Annotated in this window: 23 protein-coding genes; 15 read left to right on the top strand and 8 right to left on the bottom strand. The window is 70.2% G+C overall.

Annotated elements, in window-relative coordinates; translation table 11 throughout:
* The 3 genes from ABZW60_RS40260 to ABZW60_RS40250 all read left to right on the top strand — a co-directional run bounded on the left by ABZW60_RS40260 (window position 1) and on the right by ABZW60_RS40250 (window position 1,675).
* Window positions 1–912, top strand: coding sequence for a hypothetical protein (locus ABZW60_RS40260; RefSeq protein ID WP_355485936.1), 912 nt, complete (start codon window positions 1–3; stop codon window positions 910–912).
* A 149-nt stretch (window positions 913–1,061) separates the two neighbouring features.
* Window positions 1,062–1,289: a hypothetical protein gene (locus ABZW60_RS40255; RefSeq protein WP_355485935.1), complete on the top strand. Its 228-nt coding sequence runs from the start codon at window positions 1,062–1,064 to the stop codon at window positions 1,287–1,289.
* Entirely contained in the window at window positions 1,286–1,675 is a 390-nt protein-coding gene (locus ABZW60_RS40250) for a hypothetical protein (RefSeq protein ID WP_355485934.1), read from the top strand. Before ABZW60_RS40255 ends, ABZW60_RS40250 begins: the two co-directional genes overlap by 4 nt.
* Window positions 1,676–1,770: 95 nt before the next feature.
* On the opposite strand, the gene ABZW60_RS40245 is transcribed toward ABZW60_RS40250, so the two are convergent.
* A complete protein-coding gene (locus ABZW60_RS40245; RefSeq protein WP_355485933.1) occupies window positions 1,771–2,082 on the bottom strand; it encodes a hypothetical protein in 312 nt (103 codons plus the stop codon).
* 189 nt (window positions 2,083–2,271) lie between these two features.
* Here ABZW60_RS40245 and ABZW60_RS40240 point away from each other — a divergent pair, with 189 nt between their 5' ends.
* Both ABZW60_RS40240 and ABZW60_RS40235 read left to right on the top strand, forming a co-directional pair.
* Entirely contained in the window at window positions 2,272–3,261 is a 990-nt protein-coding gene (locus ABZW60_RS40240; RefSeq protein WP_355485932.1) for an NAD-dependent epimerase/dehydratase family protein, read from the top strand.
* An 11-nt stretch (window positions 3,262–3,272) separates the two neighbouring features.
* The gene (locus ABZW60_RS40235) at window positions 3,273–3,764 is read left to right on the top strand and encodes a metallophosphoesterase (RefSeq protein WP_355485931.1); all 492 of its coding nucleotides are present in this window, start codon (window positions 3,273–3,275) and stop codon (window positions 3,762–3,764) included.
* A 99-nt stretch (window positions 3,765–3,863) separates the two neighbouring features.
* On the opposite strand, the gene ABZW60_RS40230 is transcribed toward ABZW60_RS40235, so the two are convergent.
* Window positions 3,864–4,019: a hypothetical protein gene (locus ABZW60_RS40230; protein WP_355485930.1), complete on the bottom strand. Its 156-nt coding sequence runs from the start codon at window positions 4,017–4,019 to the stop codon at window positions 3,864–3,866.
* An 18-nt stretch (window positions 4,020–4,037) separates the two neighbouring features.
* On the opposite strand from ABZW60_RS40230, the gene ABZW60_RS40225 reads away from it, so the two are divergent.
* A complete protein-coding gene (locus ABZW60_RS40225) occupies window positions 4,038–4,670 on the top strand; it encodes a hypothetical protein (protein WP_355485929.1) in 633 nt (210 codons plus the stop codon).
* A gap of 70 nt (window positions 4,671–4,740) precedes the next feature.
* The gene (locus ABZW60_RS40220; RefSeq protein WP_355485928.1) at window positions 4,741–5,976 is read left to right on the top strand and encodes an exonuclease domain-containing protein; all 1,236 of its coding nucleotides are present in this window, start codon (window positions 4,741–4,743) and stop codon (window positions 5,974–5,976) included.
* A gap of 1 nt (window position 5,977) precedes the next feature.
* Here ABZW60_RS40220 and ABZW60_RS40215 read toward each other — a convergent pair whose 3' ends face one another.
* Window positions 5,978–6,502 carry a phosphoribosyltransferase family protein gene (locus ABZW60_RS40215; RefSeq protein ID WP_355485927.1) on the bottom strand — a complete coding sequence of 175 codons (525 nt, stop codon included), beginning with the start codon at window positions 6,500–6,502 and terminating at the stop codon, window positions 5,978–5,980.
* A gap of 9 nt (window positions 6,503–6,511) precedes the next feature.
* Window positions 6,512–7,462 carry a helix-turn-helix domain-containing protein gene (locus ABZW60_RS40210; protein WP_355485926.1) on the bottom strand — a complete coding sequence of 317 codons (951 nt, stop codon included), beginning with the start codon at window positions 7,460–7,462 and terminating at the stop codon, window positions 6,512–6,514.
* A gap of 137 nt (window positions 7,463–7,599) precedes the next feature.
* Between ABZW60_RS40210 and ABZW60_RS40205 the strand changes: the two genes are divergently transcribed.
* Both ABZW60_RS40205 and ABZW60_RS40200 read left to right on the top strand, forming a co-directional pair.
* Window positions 7,600–8,394 carry an alpha/beta hydrolase gene (locus tag ABZW60_RS40205; protein ID WP_355485925.1) on the top strand — a complete coding sequence of 265 codons (795 nt, stop codon included), beginning with the start codon at window positions 7,600–7,602 and terminating at the stop codon, window positions 8,392–8,394.
* Window positions 8,391–9,170, top strand: coding sequence for an MBL fold metallo-hydrolase (locus ABZW60_RS40200; protein ID WP_355485924.1), 780 nt, complete (start codon window positions 8,391–8,393; stop codon window positions 9,168–9,170). The genes ABZW60_RS40205 and ABZW60_RS40200 overlap by 4 nt, the downstream gene beginning before the upstream one ends.
* A gap of 9 nt (window positions 9,171–9,179) precedes the next feature.
* On the opposite strand, the gene ABZW60_RS40195 is transcribed toward ABZW60_RS40200, so the two are convergent.
* Entirely contained in the window at window positions 9,180–9,434 is a 255-nt protein-coding gene (locus ABZW60_RS40195; protein ID WP_355485923.1) for a hypothetical protein, read from the bottom strand.
* A 49-nt stretch (window positions 9,435–9,483) separates the two neighbouring features.
* Window positions 9,484–9,972, bottom strand: coding sequence for an FBP domain-containing protein (locus ABZW60_RS40190; protein ID WP_355485922.1), 489 nt, complete (start codon window positions 9,970–9,972; stop codon window positions 9,484–9,486).
* Window positions 9,973–10,198: 226 nt separating this feature from the next.
* Between ABZW60_RS40190 and ABZW60_RS40185 the strand changes: the two genes are divergently transcribed.
* On the top strand, window positions 10,199–10,750 hold the full coding sequence (locus ABZW60_RS40185) for a YceI family protein (protein ID WP_355485921.1): 552 nt from the start codon (window positions 10,199–10,201) through the stop codon (window positions 10,748–10,750).
* Between the two features lie 71 nt (window positions 10,751–10,821).
* On the opposite strand, the gene ABZW60_RS40180 is transcribed toward ABZW60_RS40185, so the two are convergent.
* Window positions 10,822–11,310, bottom strand: a complete 489-nt coding sequence (locus ABZW60_RS40180; RefSeq protein WP_355485920.1) for a hypothetical protein — start codon at window positions 11,308–11,310, stop codon at window positions 10,822–10,824.
* A 109-nt stretch (window positions 11,311–11,419) separates the two neighbouring features.
* Window positions 11,420–11,953: a hypothetical protein gene (locus ABZW60_RS40175; protein ID WP_355485919.1), complete on the bottom strand. Its 534-nt coding sequence runs from the start codon at window positions 11,951–11,953 to the stop codon at window positions 11,420–11,422.
* Between the two features lie 228 nt (window positions 11,954–12,181).
* On the opposite strand from ABZW60_RS40175, the gene ABZW60_RS40170 reads away from it, so the two are divergent.
* The 5 genes from ABZW60_RS40170 to ABZW60_RS40150 are packed head-to-tail and all read left to right on the top strand — an operon-like array spanning window position 12,182 to window position 16,404.
* Entirely contained in the window at window positions 12,182–12,700 is a 519-nt protein-coding gene (locus ABZW60_RS40170) for a hypothetical protein (RefSeq protein WP_355485918.1), read from the top strand.
* Window positions 12,701–12,713: 13 nt separating this feature from the next.
* Window positions 12,714–13,913, top strand: a complete 1,200-nt coding sequence (locus tag ABZW60_RS40165; protein WP_355485917.1) for a histidine kinase — start codon at window positions 12,714–12,716, stop codon at window positions 13,911–13,913.
* Complete coding sequence (locus ABZW60_RS40160) at window positions 13,888–14,553, top strand: response regulator transcription factor (protein WP_355485916.1); 666 nt, start codon at window positions 13,888–13,890, stop codon at window positions 14,551–14,553. The genes ABZW60_RS40165 and ABZW60_RS40160 overlap by 26 nt, the downstream gene beginning before the upstream one ends.
* Window positions 14,554–14,557: 4 nt before the next feature.
* Window positions 14,558–14,914, top strand: coding sequence for an MmcQ/YjbR family DNA-binding protein (locus ABZW60_RS40155; protein ID WP_355485915.1), 357 nt, complete (start codon window positions 14,558–14,560; stop codon window positions 14,912–14,914).
* A gap of 26 nt (window positions 14,915–14,940) precedes the next feature.
* Window positions 14,941–16,404: a fused MFS/spermidine synthase gene (locus ABZW60_RS40150; RefSeq protein ID WP_355485958.1), complete on the top strand. Its 1,464-nt coding sequence runs from the start codon at window positions 14,941–14,943 to the stop codon at window positions 16,402–16,404.
* The last annotated feature ends 4 nt before the right edge of the window (window positions 16,405–16,408 follow it).

The following is a 16,408-nucleotide window of genomic DNA, read 5'->3' as shown; positions in this document are numbered from 1 at the left end:
TTGCCGTCGGAACTGCAGCGAGTCGCTCGTGGCCTGGTCGACTGCTTCGACGAGATTCCACGAGTCGTCGACCAGCTCGTGCGGACGGCGGCACGCTGCCGGGAGAACGCCCAGCTCGCGCTGATCGCGTCCCGCGGCCAGGCGACCGTCGCCGCGCAGCAACTCGACGCCGCGGCGCGCGCGTGCGAGGCCGCCGCGCACTTCCTGTCGATGGCCCCACCGAAGGCCCGAGGCTGGGCCGAAGGCCTCGTCGGCGACGCCGGCCCGACCACGAACCGGCCGTCCGCGGGCTCAGCCAAGCGCAACCGCGCCACCGGCGGATCCGTCGACCTGAAGACCAAGCGCCTCAGCGTCAGCTACGAGGACGTCGAGGTGGTCGAGGAGGACGAGCCGCCGCTGATCACAGTCGCCCGCAAGGCCTTCGAGAAGTACCGCAAGGCCCGCGAGAAGGACGACGAGAGCCGCGACGATCCGGAGCCACTGGAACTTGAGATCACCGTCACCGAAACCGGCGAACTGCTCGTCGAGGAACCCGACCAGAAGGAAGAGCAGAAGCGCGCCGAACGCCTGACCCGCGACTTCGAGTTCACCACCGGGTCCTACGAGACCCCGGAGCCCGAAGAACCGGACGAGAAACAAGACCAGAAACGGGCAGAACGCCTCACCCGCGACTTCGAGCTGGCCCCCGACCTCACCGAAGCCGTCAAATCCCTCCTGCAGACGATGACCGACAACGCCGACCACCAATGGCAACACGCCACCGTCACGATCACCACAGACCGCATAGAAGCCACCTTCACCCACCCCGAAGACCGCACCCCCGCACCGATCATCGTCGACATCGAGTTGCCCGACCTGCCTCCGGCGCACGACCCGGACGAGTCAGGTCCCGGGGATCCTCACGGGCTGTGAGAAATTTCTCGGGAATCGCGTCATGAAGGGCTCGGCTGGCCGTCACTTCCTGTGAACCCATCCCCACAGGGAAGTGGAAGTGATTGCCGTGAAGGGTTGTGCGAGGTCGCTGATGGGATCCGGCTCGACTCGGTGCCGGGTGTATTGAGATGGCCGACGGTGCGGTGCGGGTGGAGCGTCGTCGGGTCAGGGTCTGGTTCGGGGATCATGTGGTCGCCGACTACCGGGCCGAGGCGGAGTTGGCCGAGCGGTACGCGGCGGCCATGTCGCGCAGGTTCGCCGGGTTGCGGGTGACCAGCGACCCGCTCCCGGACCACGATCCGGGACCGGAGCGGAGGCTGCCGGGGGAGCGGCTGTGGGAGGTCGCGCCGAAATGAGTTCCCGTCGCTTCCGGTTGATCCGCCATCAGGACGTCTCCGGTGTCAGCGGCACCGGACCCGTCGCGGAGGGTGTGCAGTTCACCGACGGCGCGGTCGCACTGCGCTGGTACGGCGACTACCCGACCACGACCGTCTGGGACGGCATCGAGTCGGTCGTCGCGATCCACGGGCACGGCGGCGCCACGGTGGTCGAGTGGCTCGACCCGGAGGCGGGTCCCGATCCCGATCTCAGGCTGCCGCCCCGCGAGTCGCTCCCGCCCCGGCCGTGGCCGGATCTGCACGCCACGACCGAGCGCCAGGACCCCGACCCGCTGCACTCCGACCGCGACCTCGGGCCGCACGGCGCGGCACCGCCGTGGTCGTCGGAGCGCGTCTTCCGCTGAGGTCCCGATCCACCGGTGCCGGGTGACCCCTTCCGGCACCGGTCACCTCGGTACGGCGTACGCCCGGGCGAGCCGGCGTACGCCGTACCTGAGGATCAGCTGTAGTCCTGCTCGTCCACCTTGTCGAGGTTGTAGAACGCGCCGGGCCCGTCGCACAACTCCATCATCCGCTCGGAGAACTCGGTGGTGTCGGCGCGCGCGGAGTTCTGCATCGCCTCCTCGTACGAGGCGAACTCGACGATCGCGAAGTAGCGCCCCGGCTCGTCCCGGTCGGCGCAGGTCATGCCGCGCGTCGGGGCCGGCCCGTCCGGGTCGGCTTCGCGCTTGGCGCGGAAGTCCTCCATCAGCGCCGCGATCTCGTCCGGCTTCGACGTCCGGTACTCGATGATCTGAACGAAACCAGCCATCTCTCCCCCTGTTGCCACAGACACTCACCCCTGGGTGTCTTGTTGGTTCGACAGTGCGCCCGGATCGCCCGGCTGGCAAGGGGCGGACGATTACGGTGACCTGACGCGGGCGGCGGATCACCGACGGGAGTTTCTGCCCTCGGCAGAGGTGCTTGGGAATTGTTGCCGTCGCCTGATTGGCTGGCCGGCATGGAGATTCTGATCCTCGGTGGTACGGCGTGGCTCGGTCGGGAGATCGCGACGCAGGCGGTCGCGCGCGGGCATTCGGTGACGTGTGTGGCGCGCGGCGAGAGCGGCGCGGTCGCGGATGGCGCGACGCTGGTGGCCACCGATCGCAGCCGTCCGGACGCGTACGCCGCGGTGCCCTCGCGGGACTGGGACGCGGTGTTCGAGGTGTCGTGGGAGCCGGGGTTCGTGAAGGGCGCGCTGGCCGCGTTCGGTGCGCGGGCGAAGCACTGGACGTACGTGTCCTCGGTGAACGCGTACGAGAAGTACGACACGCCCGGCGCCGACGAGACCGCCGTACTGCGGGCGCCGGCCGAGACGGACGTGGTGGACCGCGAGCTGTACGGCGAGGCGAAGGTGGCGTGTGAGCTCGCGTCGCGCGACGTCGTCGGGGACCGGCTGGTGATCGCGCGCGCCGGGCTGATCGGCGGTCCGGGGGATCGCAGCGATCGCGCGGGCGCCTGGGTCGCGCGCGCGGCGCGGGCGCCCGAGGAGCCGTTGCTGGTGCCCGACACGCCCGAGCTGGCGACGTCCGTGATCGACGTACGCGACCTCGCCGGGTGGCTGCTGGACAACGCCACCGAGGGACGGACCGGGACGTTCGACGTCCGCGGCCCGCTGGTCCCGTTCGGTGAGTGGATCGAGCTGACGCGGGAGGTCGGCGGTCACACCGGTCCTGTGGTGCGGGCTCCGCAGGAGTGGCTGGAGGAGCAGAAGGTCGATCAGTACATGGGGCCGGACTCGCTGGCGATGTGGCTGGTCGAGCCGGGGTACGAGGGCTGGTCGTCGCGCAGCGGCGCGGCAGCGGCGGCGGCCGGGCTGACGCATCGGTCCCGCCGGGAGTTCCTGGCGGACACGCTCGCCTGGGAACGCGAACTCGGCCTGGACCGCGAGCGAAAGGCGGGCCTCAGCGCTGCCAAGGAGAAAGAGTTGATCGAGGCCTTGAAGGCGTAGAGAGTGGGCGCATGCGCCTCCTCCTCATCTCGGACACGCACCTGCCCGTGCGGGCGAAGAAGCTGCCGGAGCCGGTCTGGGAGGCGGTGGACGACGCCGACGTGGTCGTCCATGCGGGCGACTGGGTGAGTGTCGCGCTGCTCGACGAGTTGGAGGCGCGTGCCGCGCGGCTGATCGGGTGCTGGGGCAACAACGACGGCCCGGAGCTGCGGGCGCGTCTGCCCGAGGTGGCGCGGGTGACGCTGGACGGCTTGTCGGTGGCCGTGGTGCACGAGACCGGCCCGGCCAAGGGGCGGGAGGCTCGCTGCGAGGCGGCGTACCCGGGGGTGGACCTGCTCGTGTTCGGGCACAGCCACATCCCGTGGGACACGACCGGGCCGCGTGGGTTGCGGCTGCTGAACCCGGGCTCGCCGACCGATCGCCGGCGGCAGCCGTACTGCACCTACCAGACCGCGACGATCACCGCCGGACGCCTGGAACAGGTTGCCTTACACAACCTTTAGGTTGCGTACCGCAACGAGAACGGCCGGGCAGACGTGGACGGCGCCGTACCACCGAGTTACGGCGCACCCACGACTGCCCGGCCGGTTCGTGCCGCCGGGTCAGGCGTTCGCTGCTTCCTTGACCCTGGCCTTGAGGCGATCACGGACCTCTTCGGGCGTGTACGCCTTGCGCTTGCGCTCGCCGCGGGCGATCACGACACCCGTCGCGGCAACGCCGACGAGCCCCGCAAGCCCTACCACCTTCCATACCTTCATGGCGACTAACCTAGCGACGTGACCAGCCGGATTTCACTGGATGACGCTACGGAACTGACACGAACAGGTGACATTTGGCTGTTCCGCGGTGACAGCGCGGCCGACCGTGCCATCCAGCTCACCACGAACAGCCCGGTCAACCATGTCGGGATGGCGATCGTCGTCGAGGACCTGCCACCGCTGATGTGGCACGCGGAGCTCGGCCGCTCGCTCCCGGATGTCTGGACCGGGACGCACCACCGCGGGGTGCAGCTGCACGACCTGCGGGACGCCGTCGTGGTGTGGGGCCGCAAGTACGGTCAGCGCGCGTGGCTGCGGCAGCTCGACCATCCGGTCACCCGCGCGATGGAGGACGCCGTACTGCAGACGGTCGCGCGGCTCGACGGTACGCCGTTCCCCTCGACGGCTCGGCTCGCGTCACGCTGGGTGCGTGGCCGGGTGCCCGCGCTGCGGAAGGGCTCGCGCGAGCTCGAGCTGGAGTCGGCGTACTGCGCCGAGGTGGTCGCGCTGACGTACGAGGCGATGGGACTGCTGCGCGGCCGGCAGCCGAACTGGTACGACCCCGGCCGGTTCTGGAGCGGTGACGAGCTGCGCCTCGCGCACGGTGCGAAGCTCGGTGCGGAGATCGCGGTCGACGTCCCCGAAAGCTGAGCGGACGAGAACTGTCGGCGGCGTGTGATTGGGTTGTTCCAGTCGGTCAGCGAGCCGGAGGAGGCCCGGGATGTATGCGGTCATCGACACCGAGACGACCGGCCTGCTGCCGACCCATCGGCACCGGGTCATCGAGATCGCCGTCGTGCTGCTGGACGCCCGCGGGCGGGTCGAGCGCGAGTGGGTGACCTTGCTGAATCCCCAGCGCGACCTGGGCCCGCAGCACATCCACGGGATCCTCACCGCCGACGTGCTGGCGGCGCCGGAGTTCCGGGACATCGCGCGGCAGCTCGGACAGTTGCTGGCCGGCCGGATGGTTGTCGGGCACAACGTCGAGTTCGACCTGGGGTTCCTGCGCGCCGAGTTCGCGCGGCTCGGCGTCGACGTTCCGCTGATCACCGAGCGGTCGATGTGCACGATGGCGCTGGCCGGGTATCTGCATCCGGGCGCCAAGCGGACACTCGGCGCCTGTTGCGCGGCGGCCGGGATCTCGATCGAGGGCTGGCACTCGGCGCTGGCGGACACGCGCGCGACGGCTGAGCTCTTCGCGCAGTACTTGGGGGCGTTCGCGGCGCCGCCGCCGTGGCAGTGGGCTTATGAGGAGGTTCGACGCCTCCCGTGGCCCGACCTGCCCGGGACGGATGTCGCGCCGACCGTGCGACCGGTGCACGCCGGCGGGCGGCATGGCTGGATGAGCAGACTTGTCGACCAGTTGCCGCGCGTCCCCGAGCCCCCGCAGGCCGACTCGTATCTGGTGCTTCTCGACACGCTTCTCGCCGATCGTGAGATCACCGCGGCGGACGCGGATCAGTTGGTGCAGGTGGCAACCGAGCTGGGCCTCACCCGCCCGCAGGTGGACCACCTGCATCGGTACTACGTGTCGGCGCTGGCGGCCGCGTCGTGGGGGACCGGCCGGATCACGCCCGACCAGCGCAGCGATCTCGACAAGGTGGCGGTCATTCTCGGGCAGCGCGCGGCCGACGTCGACGACGCGTTGCTCCGGGCCAGTTCGGGGCGGTACGTCGTGCCGGATCGTCCCGGCGCGCGGGGGTTTCCGCGCGGGAGCACGCTGGTGTTCACCGGGGACATGGTCGAGCCGCGCGAGGTGTGGTGGGACCGGGCGGTGGCGGCCGGGTTCGCGCCGCAGGAGGCGGTTCGCCCCGACACCACGTTCGTGGTCGCCGCGGACGTCGACAGCCTGTCGGTGAAGGCGCGGGCGGCCCGGGAGTTCGACGTGCCGATCATCTCCACCGACGATTTCCGCCGGCTGCTCCCGGGCGACGAAGCCCACCGCAAGGCGGGCTGACTCAGGCGGTCGGGCGCAGGTGCTCCGGGGTCAGCAGCGCGTGGAGGGTCAGACCGGCTTCGGTGAGGGGTGCCGGAGTGGTGGGGTTGCGGTTGATGACGCAGACCGCGTCAGTGATGGTCGCCCCCAGGGCGCGGAGCTCGTGGGTGGACAGGACGATCTGGCCGCCGGTGGTGACGACGTCCTCGACGATCGTGACCCGGCGGTCCTTGGTCTCGGCGCCCTCGGCCAGGCGGCAGGTGCCGTAGGGCTTCGCGTGCTTGCGGACGAAGGCGCACGGCAGGCCGGTGTGCCGCCCGAGGGCCGTGACGACCGGGATGCCGCCCATCTCCAGGCCGGCCAGCACCTCGGTGCCTTCCGGGATCAGCGGGACCATCGCCGCGGTCACCTCGTCCAGCAGCACCGGGTCGGCCTCGAAGCGGTACTTGTCGAAGTACTCCGTCGTCGTCTGCCCGGACCGGAGCTGGAACTCCCCGGTCAGATGCGCGGTGGCGTGTACCCGGCGTCCCAAATCAGCAAGCTCCACGCCCGCACCCTACCTGCCGGTCTGCCGGCGCCATTCCCGCGGCGTCACGCCGTACGCCTGGCGGAAGCGCCGGGTGAAATGGGCGGCGTCGTCGAAGCCCCACCGGGCCGCGAGCGCCGCGATGGGCAGCTGCGCGCTCGCCGGATCGGTCAGTTGGCGGGCGGCGCCGTCGAGGCGTTCGGTGATCAGCCACTGTTCGAGGCTGCGGTGCCGCTCGGCGAACAACTTGTAGAGGTACCGGACCGACACGTTGTGTGCTGCCGCGATCCGGGCCGGACCGAGCGCGGGGTCGGTGAGATGCCGGCGCATGTACCAGGTGATGCGGGAGAACAGGACGTCGGCCATCGCGCGCGGCTCGGCGTCGTGCTCCGCGGCGGAGGTCAGTAGCGCGCGCACGAGCTGGGTGGTGGCCGCGCCGACCATGTCCGCGGACGGTGAGTCCTGCAGCGACTCGAGAATCCCCGGCAGCGCGGTCAGGTGATGCAGGACGAGCTCGTACACCGGGCTGCTCGGCAGTCGCGCGGCCGCCGCGCGGATCGTCTCGACGCTCAGTCCGAGGTCCGCGTAGTCGATCTGGAACGCCTGCGACGCGCCGTGCCCGCTCCAGGCGAAGTCGTACGGCGCGGTCAGGTCGACCAGCATCAGCTCACCGGTCCGGACCCGCTGGTCGGTGCCGCCCTGGGCGAACAGCCCCGTCCCGACCACCTGGACCGCGAGGGCGAGGCGCTCCGGTCCGCCGATGCGGACGTGTTTCGGCGTCCGGACGAGACGGATGCCGGAGCCTTCGTTGCGGAACAGGTCCGGCGTACCGAGTCGCCAGAAGTCCATCCGGGCGCGGACGTCACCACCCGGATCCTCGTGCTCGACGCGCGACGGCACGCTGGCCGACATCATCGCCGCGTGGAACGCCTCGGTCCGGTCCCGCCGCGGCAGACCGGCGGTGTCCAGCAGCACGGCCATCTCGCCCCTCCCACCCCTGGGATCTGGTGGGCGAACTGTGCACTCACAGCCCAGATCCGTGCAGGCACAGTCTAGGGAGCACGCGATCGGCACAGCTACGGTTTCGCCAGATCCGACGGACGGAAGGAGCTGCGACCATGCCTGCCGACACGATCGTGCTGGTCCACGGTTTCTGGGTGACATCGCGAAGCTGGGAGCACTGGATCACCCACTACGAGGCTCGCGGGTTCCGCGTGCTGGCCCCGGGATACCCGGGCTTCGAGGTCGAGGTGGAGTCGCTGAACGCGGACCCCGAACCAATCCTCGAGGTCACCGTGCCGGCCATCATCGAGCACTTCGAGTCGGTGATCCGCGAGCTCCCGACGCCGCCGATCATCATCGGCCACTCGGCCGGCGGGGCGTTCACCCAGATCCTGCTCGACCACGGCTTCGGCGCGGCCGGGGTGGCGATGAACTCGGCGCCGACCGAGGGCGTCCGGGTGGTGCCGCTGTCACAGGTGAAGTCGACGTTCCCGGTGCTGAAGAGCCCGGCGAACCGGCACAAGGCGGTCCCGCTGTCCTTCGAGGAGTGGAAGTACGCGTTCACCAACACGTTCGCCGAGGACGAGGCGCGCGCGTTGTACGAGCGCTACGCGATCCCGGCGAACGGCGGGATCCTGTGGGGGAGCGTGCTGGCGAACTTCCAGCCCGGTCACCAGGACACCTGGGTCGACTACCGCAACGACGCACGGGCGCCGCTGCTGTTCGTGTCCGGCTCGGAGGACCACATCATGCCGCCCGAGGTGCAACGCTCGAACGCCAAGCACTACAAGTCGGACACGATCACCGAGATCCGCGAGTACGACGGGTACGCGCACCTGCTCCCCGCGCAGGCGGGGTGGGAGCAGATCGCGGACGACGTGCTGGACTGGGCGCTGAAGCACTCGTCGTGAGCCAGGCGCGCATCACCCACATCGGCGGGCCGACGACGCTGATCGAGGTCGACGGCTGGAACCTGCTCACCGACCCGACGTTCGACCCGCCGGGCCGGCGGTACATGTTCGGCTGGGGGACGGCGTCACGGAAGCTGGCCGGTCCGGCGATCGGGGTCGGCGAGCTGCCGCCGATCGACGCCGTCCTGCTGACCCACGACCAGCACGCGGACAACCTGGACGACGCCGGCCGGGCCTTGCTGCCGTCGGCCGGCGCGGTGATCACCACCGCGGCCGGTGCCGCACGGCTCGGCGACGGCGCGGTCGGGCTGCTCCCGTGGTCCGTCCACACGCTGCGCCACCGCGGCCGGCCGCCGCTGGAGATCGTCGCCACGCCGTGCCGCCACGGTCCGCCGCTCAGTGGCAGGATCACCGGCGACGTCATCGGCTTCGCGCTGCGCTGGCCGGGGCAGCAGCACGGCGCCCTGTGGATCACCGGCGACTCGGTGCTGTACGGCGGCATCCGGCAGGTCGGCGCCCGGCTCGACGTGGGCACCGTGCTGCTGCATCTCGGCGGTGTGCGGTTCGGCGTCACCGGACCGCTGCGGTACACGATGACCGGCGAGCACGGCGTACAGCTGTGCTCGCTCGTGAAGCCGCGCACCGTCGTACCGGTGCACTACGAGGGCTGGAGTCATTTCCAGCAAGGTCGCGACGGGATCGAGGCAGCCTTCGCCGGCGCGGGGCCGGAGCTCACCTGGCTGGACCCGGGCACGCCGGGCACCGTGCCGATCTGAGGCGGCCGCTCACTCCTCCTCAGGGACGGGTTCGACCTCGAAGCGGAGCTGCTTGCCCGAGCGGATCCGTTCGATCGCGGCCAGGCAGGCGTCCTCGCTCATCTGGACGTTGATCTCGGCGAGCTTGTGGCGCAGCACCCGGGCCGCGTCGTCGGCGGAGCGGGCGCTGGACTCGTTGATCGCCTCGATCGTGGTGGCGGTGAGCCGCTCGCGGATGTCCGGATGCGTCTTGTGGATCTCGTGCGTGATCCGGAACTCGGTCATCGCGCTCTCCCTGGTACTCCGAGGCCGACTGTTCGGTACCAGCGTAGTGTCAGGCACAGACGCGGCGGACGAAAGCCTCCAGGCGGGTCGCGAGTCGTTCCGCGCGGACTTCCGGGGTCGCGGTCTCGCCCTGGGGCAGGTCGAGCTCCTTCAGGCCGCGGACGTACAGCGAGCAGGCCAGGTCGGCGCAGATGTACAGGCCGACGGTGTTCCCCTCCCGTCCGGCCGATCCCGCCCGCCGGGCCGCGAACAACGCCACGTCGCTCACGTGGTGGGCGGTGTTGCACAGGTCGCACAGGCCCGCGAACCGGCGCGCCGCGCCCGACGTCTGCGTGCTGACCGCGATCCCGGTCACGCCGCCGTCGCGCCGGACGACGAGGTAGCCGCGGTTCGGCGCCTTGCCGTCGCGCCAGCCGAGGAAGTCCAGCGACTCCCAGGGCAGCTCGGCGAACCTGGGCGGCAGCGCCATCGCCTTGATCTGGCTCTTGGACGAATTGACGAACGAGCGCCTGACGTCCTCGGCGCTGAGCGGTTCCACGACGGTCCTCCGATCTCCGGCCACCTATGAGACAAGCTCGCCCGCGCGGCGCGCAACCGGTTAACTCTGTTGCTACGGGCAACGGTCCGCGCGGTGTCCGGTGGTCCGTTCTGCGGTCAGGGTCGCGTCCACGACTCGGACACGCGGGAGGGGGAGTGGACATCCGGGCCGGAAGGGTGAAATCTGTACTGTCTAAAGTTCAACTACTTTCCTGGAGGAATCCGCGATGTCCAGCGAGTACGCCGCCCTCAGCGGTGACTACACCCTCGACGCCTCGCACACCCGGATCGGCTTCAGTGCCCGGCACGCGATGGTGACCAAGGTCCGGGGCGCCTTCGACGAGTTCGAGGGTTCGTTCCACATCGACGGGGAGAACCCGGCGAACTCGTCCGGCCGGGTAACGATCCAGGCCAAGAGCATCAACACCCGCAACAGCCAGCGCGACGAGCACCTGCGCAGCAACGACTTCCTCGCGATGGACGAGAACCCGGAGATCACCTTCGTGTCGACGGCGATCGCGCCGGCCGGTGACGCCGAGTTCGTGGTGACCGGCGACCTGACGATCCGCGGCGTCACCAAGTCCGTCGACGTCACCTTCGAGTACACCGGTACGGCGACCGACCCGTTCGGCAACCAGCGGCTCGGCCTCGAGGGCTCGGTCGTGATCAACCGCAAGGACTTCGGCGTCAGCTGGAACGCGGCGCTCGAGGGCGGCGGCGTGCTGGTCAGCGAGAAGGTCACGCTGGAGCTCGAGGTCTCGGCGATCAAGAACGCCTGACGACCTCTGACAGCCAACGGGGACCTTGGACAGGCGATGACCTGTTCAAGGTCCCCGGCGCGTGTCCGGGGTCAGGCGTGGCGGGTGGTTTGCTGGAGGAGGGACTCGACCGCCTGGCGGAGGTCGTTGTCGTGGTGCGGGCCGGACCAGACGAGGATGCGGCCCTTGTCGCCGAGTTTGGTGGTGATCAGGTCCCGGGCGGGTGTGGGGTCGCCCTGGTTCACCAGGACGACGAGGCGGCGGCCGTCGCGCTGCAGCCGGTCCAGCAGTGGCGGGAGCGTGGAGCCGCGGAACAGGCCGGGGTCGCTCTTGACCTTCGTCTCGATCATCACGCCGCGGCCGCGGACCACCAGCAGGAAGTCGGCGCGGTCCCGGGTGAACTCGCGATCGTGGTAGATCCGGGCTTTCGGCCAGAGACGTTGCAGTGCCGCGTCGACGTCGGCGTCGTACTGCGCGGCGAGCCGGCTGACCCGTGAACTCGTCCCGCGCGGCCGCAGCGATTCCGGCATCCGGCGGCGCCCGAGGAACGGGAGCCACCGTCCAATACTCGTGTCGATCATCGGCGGACCCCTCGACCTAGCCGGCACTTACGGCGAAGTCTTCCCAGGCCGGCCCGGCGGAACCCAGCGGCCACGCGATCGTGATCCCACTGGCATCAAGCCGAGAGTTTCAGCAGGCGTTCGGCGTGGTGGTGCCGCCGTCGACGATCCAGCGGCCCTGCTGGTTGAGGACGCGCATCTGGTCGAGCCAGCGGGTCGGGGTGGTGTTCGGCAGGACGCCGCGGCCGCGGACATTGACGGTGCGCGCGGCGGAGGTGTCGTAGCAGGCGCTGACGATGACGCCGTTCGACGCCAGGGTGCGCTTCGCCCAGAGCACCTTGGTGTTGCCGGTGTTGCGCAGCTTGCGGGTCCGGAAGTACTTCGCCTGCGCGCTGATCGCCTGGAACATCTTCGGCGTCATCGCCGGCTCCAGCTGCTTGGTCTTCGCGCCGCCGCTGCGCATCATCACGTCGAGCGCGACGCGGTACCCGTAGTAGGCGTTCAGCACCGGGTCGTCGGAGCCCACGGCCTCGTCGACGGTCGTGGTCCGGGTCGCCTTCTGAGCCGCGGGAGCGGCCGCGGCGACGCCGCCGTCGGTGCCGCAGCCGGCGAGGAGCAAGACCGGGATCAGCGTGGCGGTCACTGCCAGGTTCTGCATGCGCATGGTGTCCGGATACCTCCTGTTGGACGCGCCGTCAGCAGCAGAAGCGAGCCCTGCGGGCTGTTCGGCACTGACCGTGTAACGTCGGGACACGCATTGTGGTCACTGTGACCTGAGTCACATCGACCCCCTACCCGGGTACTGGTCCCGGAACGGCTCCACGGCGGGAGGTGCCGGGCGCCGCGTATTCCTAGCCTCGATCTCAGGACTTGAGACCGAGGAGATGACGATATGAGCGACGTACTGACCCGCCCGGCGGCCGGACACCGCGCGATCCAGGGCTTGGTTCGTTCACTGCGGTACGGCGCCTCGCTGGTGCCTGTCGGCATCCTGGCGATGGCGGACGCGATCCTGGGGGAGGAAGCGACCGCGGCGCGTCGCCTGAAGACGCGCCCGGCCAGTAGTGCTCGCATGTTCGGGTACGGGCTGCTCACCGCGGTGCTCGGCCTCGCGAGCTGGTTCCTGATGATGCTGGCGGTGCTGGCCGTGGTGCGCGGACCATTCTGGGGATTCGTCGAGCACGGCCCCGTCGAGCCAGGAACCTGGGGCGGCCCGACACGCGCCGGTGCGTGGGCCGTCCACGGCCTGATCGCGGTGCCGTGCCTTGCCATCCTCCTGGCAGTACTGCGCGGCATCGCGGCCCTGCATGCACTGCTGGTCGAGGGCTCGCGCAGGTGGGTGCTTCCGGCAACTATCGTATTGGCGGCGGGCAGCCTGGCATTTTTCTGGTCCTGGCTGCAGCAACTGTGAGTAGGGTCCAACCGTGCAGATTCCGAACGGGTGGCCGCGCCGCCGCTGGGCGTGGGTCGCCGGCCTGGGGGTCGCAGCGCTGCTTGTGCTGACCGTGATGGACCTGGGGCAGCACTACCACGTACCGCTCGGGGCTGTGTTCGCCCTGGCGATCGCACGCGCGCTGGCGCTCGGCCTGGCGTGGCTGCGGCCCCGGCTGGCGGTGGTGGTCTCACTCGTGACAGCTGCCGTCACGGCCGCGCTGACGACGTCCATCAGCTCCAGCGAACCGTGGCCGTGGGGTACGACGGCGGCGTTCGGGCACTCGTTCGTCCTTGCGATCGCAGGTGCGCGTGGACTCGGCCGACGGGAGCTGGTCGGCTGGTGGGTGGCGACTCAGGCAGTGGGCATCGTCTCGATCGAACTGGCGCCGGACCGCGGCAGCTGGAGCGGTCTGATCACCATGGCGGTGCTGTCGGCAGCTGCTGTGGTGGTCGGCGACCTGCTCCGGTCCCGCAGCGAGACGAGTCGTCGGCTGGCCGAGCAGGAGACGATCAGCAGGACTGAGCGTGCCGAGCGGGAGCGGCTGCAGGAGCGGGCCAGGATCGCCCGCGAGCTGCATGACGTCGTGGCTCACCACCTGTCCGTGGTGGTGGTCCGGGCGGACAGCGCGCCGGCCCGGCTGCCCGACGTACCGGACGCCGTCCGTGCAGAGTTCACGGGCATCGCGGATGAAGCACGGGCTTCGCTGACCGAGATGCGGCGCGTACTGCGACTGCTGCGGGAGCCGGTCGAGCAGACAGGGGAGCTGGGCCCGCAGCCGGGGCTGGAGCAGTTGGCCGAGCTTGTTGAGAGCACGCGGCGTGCTGGAGCAGACGTGCAACTGGTGGGTGAGGTCCCGACCGGCTTCGATCCAGCTGTCGAGCTCACGGCGTACCGCGTTGTCCAGGAAGGCCTCAGCAACGCGGTGCGGCACGCGCTACACGCCTCGGTGCACGTGGCGGTACGGCGTAGTGCGCGCGAGCTGGAGGTGACGGTGCAGAACGAGAAACCGCCGCGGTCCGTCGTCCCGGCTCCGGGGACCGGGCACGGGCTGACCGGTATGCGCGAGCGGGTGGCGCTCCTCGACGGGACGGTGACCGCCGGCCCGACCCCGGAAGGCGGTTATCTGGTGCACGCGTTGATCCCGGTGGGAGAGGAGGTGGCGGGTGGCGATCACGGTCATGGTGGTTGACGACCAGGAGATGGTGCGGGCCGGATTCGGTGCGCTGCTGAACGCTCAGCCGGACATCGAGGTGGTCGGACAGGCCGGTGACGGCGCGCAGGCCGTCGAGCTGGCGGCCGAGCTGACGCCGGACGTGATCCTGATGGACGTCCGGATGCCCGTGCTCGACGGGCTCGCCGCCACGCAGCGCATCCTGGCCGGCTCGACGCCGGGGGAGCCGCCGCGGGTCGTGATGCTGACGACGTTCGACCTGGACGACTACGTGTACGCCGCCCTCCGCGCCGGCGCGAGCGGCTTCCTGCTGAAGCACTCCACACCGGACGAGCTGGCCGCCGCGGTCCGCGTCGTCGCGGCCGGTGACGCGCTCCTGGCGCCGTCCGTGACCCGCCGTCTGGTGGAGGACTTCGCTCGCGCGCAACCCGTCGTACCGGCAACACCGGTCCGTCTGACGCCGCGCGAGACCGACGTACTGCGGCTGGTCGCGCGGGGGCTGTCGAACCGGCAGATCGCCGACGAACTGGTGCTGGCCGAGCAGACCGTCAAGACCCACGTCAGCAACATCCTGACCAAGCTGGACCTCCGTGACCGGGCCCAGGCGGTCGTCTACGCGTATGAAACCGGCGTGGTGATCCCTGGTCCGCGACACTGAGTGGATGGATGTTCTCGAACGAGTACGCAGCCTGTGCCTCGCACTGCCCGAAGTGACCGAGCGACCGAGTCACGGTGAGCCGACGTGGTTCGTCCGGGACAAGAAGACGTTCGTCATGTACGCCGACCACCACCACGACGACCGCCTCGGCGTCTGGATGGCCGCGCCGTCCGGTGTGCAGGAGGCGCTGGTCGCCGACGACCCTGAGCACTTCTTCCGGCCGCCGTACGTCGGTCACCGCGGCTGGCTCGGGGTCTACCTGGACGTCGAGGTGGACTGGGGCCACTTCGAGGACCTGGTGGAGACCGCGTACCGCCAGATCGCTCCGAAGACGTTGATCGCCCGGCTGGATCAGTCGTAGCCGTTCTATAGGGTGAAGCGGTGGACATGCGCGGGCCGGTGGGCCAGAAACTGGCGATCTGGCTGGCGTTCGGCAGCTCGGCGGCCGTCATGGTGCTGGAGCTCGTGTCGCTGCGGCTGGTCGCGCCGTACATCGGGCTGACGCTGGAGACGAACACCGCGGTCATCGGCGTCGCGTTGGCGGCCATCGCGACCGGTGCGGCCCTCGGTGGACGGTTCGCGGACGCTGTTCCGCCGCAGCGGACACTCGGTCCGCTGTTCCTGCTGGGCGGCGCCCTGGTGATGGTGATCCTCCCGGTCGTCCGCTGGACCGGTGAGGCGCTCCGGGGCGGCGCGGCCGACCTGGTGTTCCTGGTGCTCGCCGTGACGCTGTTCGCGCCGGCAGCACTCCTGTCGGCCGTCACGCCGATGGTGACCAAGCTGCGGCTGGACACGCTGAGCCAGACCGGCACGGTGGTCGGCAGGCTGTCCGCGTACGCGACGGTCGGCGGCATCGTCGGCACTGTGCTCACCGGGTTCTTGTTCGTGGCGACCATCCCGATCAGCACGATCGTCCTGACGCTGGGTGCCGCGCTGGTGGTTGCCGGTGCCGTGTTGACCTTCCTGCTGCGTGGCATGCAGGCAGCGGTCAAGCCGGTCGCCGTGGCAGTCATCGGCGCCACGCTGACCGTGGTGGCGCCGCGCCCATGTGAGGTCGAGACGGCGTACCACTGCGCCCGGGTTGTCGCGGACCCGAACCGGGAGGGCGGCCGGACGCTGTACCTGGACCAGTTGCGGCACTCGTACGTCGACCTCGACGACCCGACGTACCTGGAGTTCGAGTACATCAAGAGCTTCGCGGCCGCGATCAACGGCACCTGGGCCGAGCGCCGGCCGCTGGACGTGCTGCACATCGGTGGCGGCGGCATGACCATGACGCGGTACCTCTCGGCGACGCGGCCCGGCAGCAAGCACCAGGTGTACGAGATCGACGCGGCGGTCGTGGAGCTCGACAAGCGCGAGCTGGGCGTCCGCCCCGGACCCGAGCTCGCCGTGACCGTGAAGGACGGCCGGCTGGGTGTCCGTGACGAGGCGACGGACAGCCGGGACCTGGTCCTGATGGACGCGTTCAGCGGCCTGTCCGTGCCGTGGCACCTGACGACGCGCGAAGTGATCTCCGATGTCCGCCGGGTGCTGCGGCCGGACGGGCTCTACCTGATGAACGTCATCGACCACGGCGACGCGAAATTCCTGAAGGCCGAGATCAAGACCGCGCAGGCCGTCTTCCCGTACGTCGCGGTGATCGCACGCAAGGACGAGCTGTCCGGCCGCAGCGGCGGCAACTTCGTGGTCGCCGCCGCCGACCGGCCGATCGAGTCCGCGGCGATCGAGCGTCAGCTCGGGCCCTCGCTGGACGTCCTCGACCGGCCGGACGGTTTCGTCGGCGACGCGCCGGTGCTGACCGACGACTACGCGCCGGTCGACCAGTTGCTCACGCCGTACAGCGGCTGACCGT

This window comes from Kribbella sp. NPDC003557 (genome assembly GCF_040610805.1).
In the GTDB taxonomy this organism is placed as follows: domain Bacteria; phylum Actinomycetota; class Actinomycetes; order Propionibacteriales; family Kribbellaceae; genus Kribbella.
The sequence above is the reverse complement of the archived record's forward strand: the minus strand, read 5'-3'. Positions and strand labels throughout refer to the sequence as shown.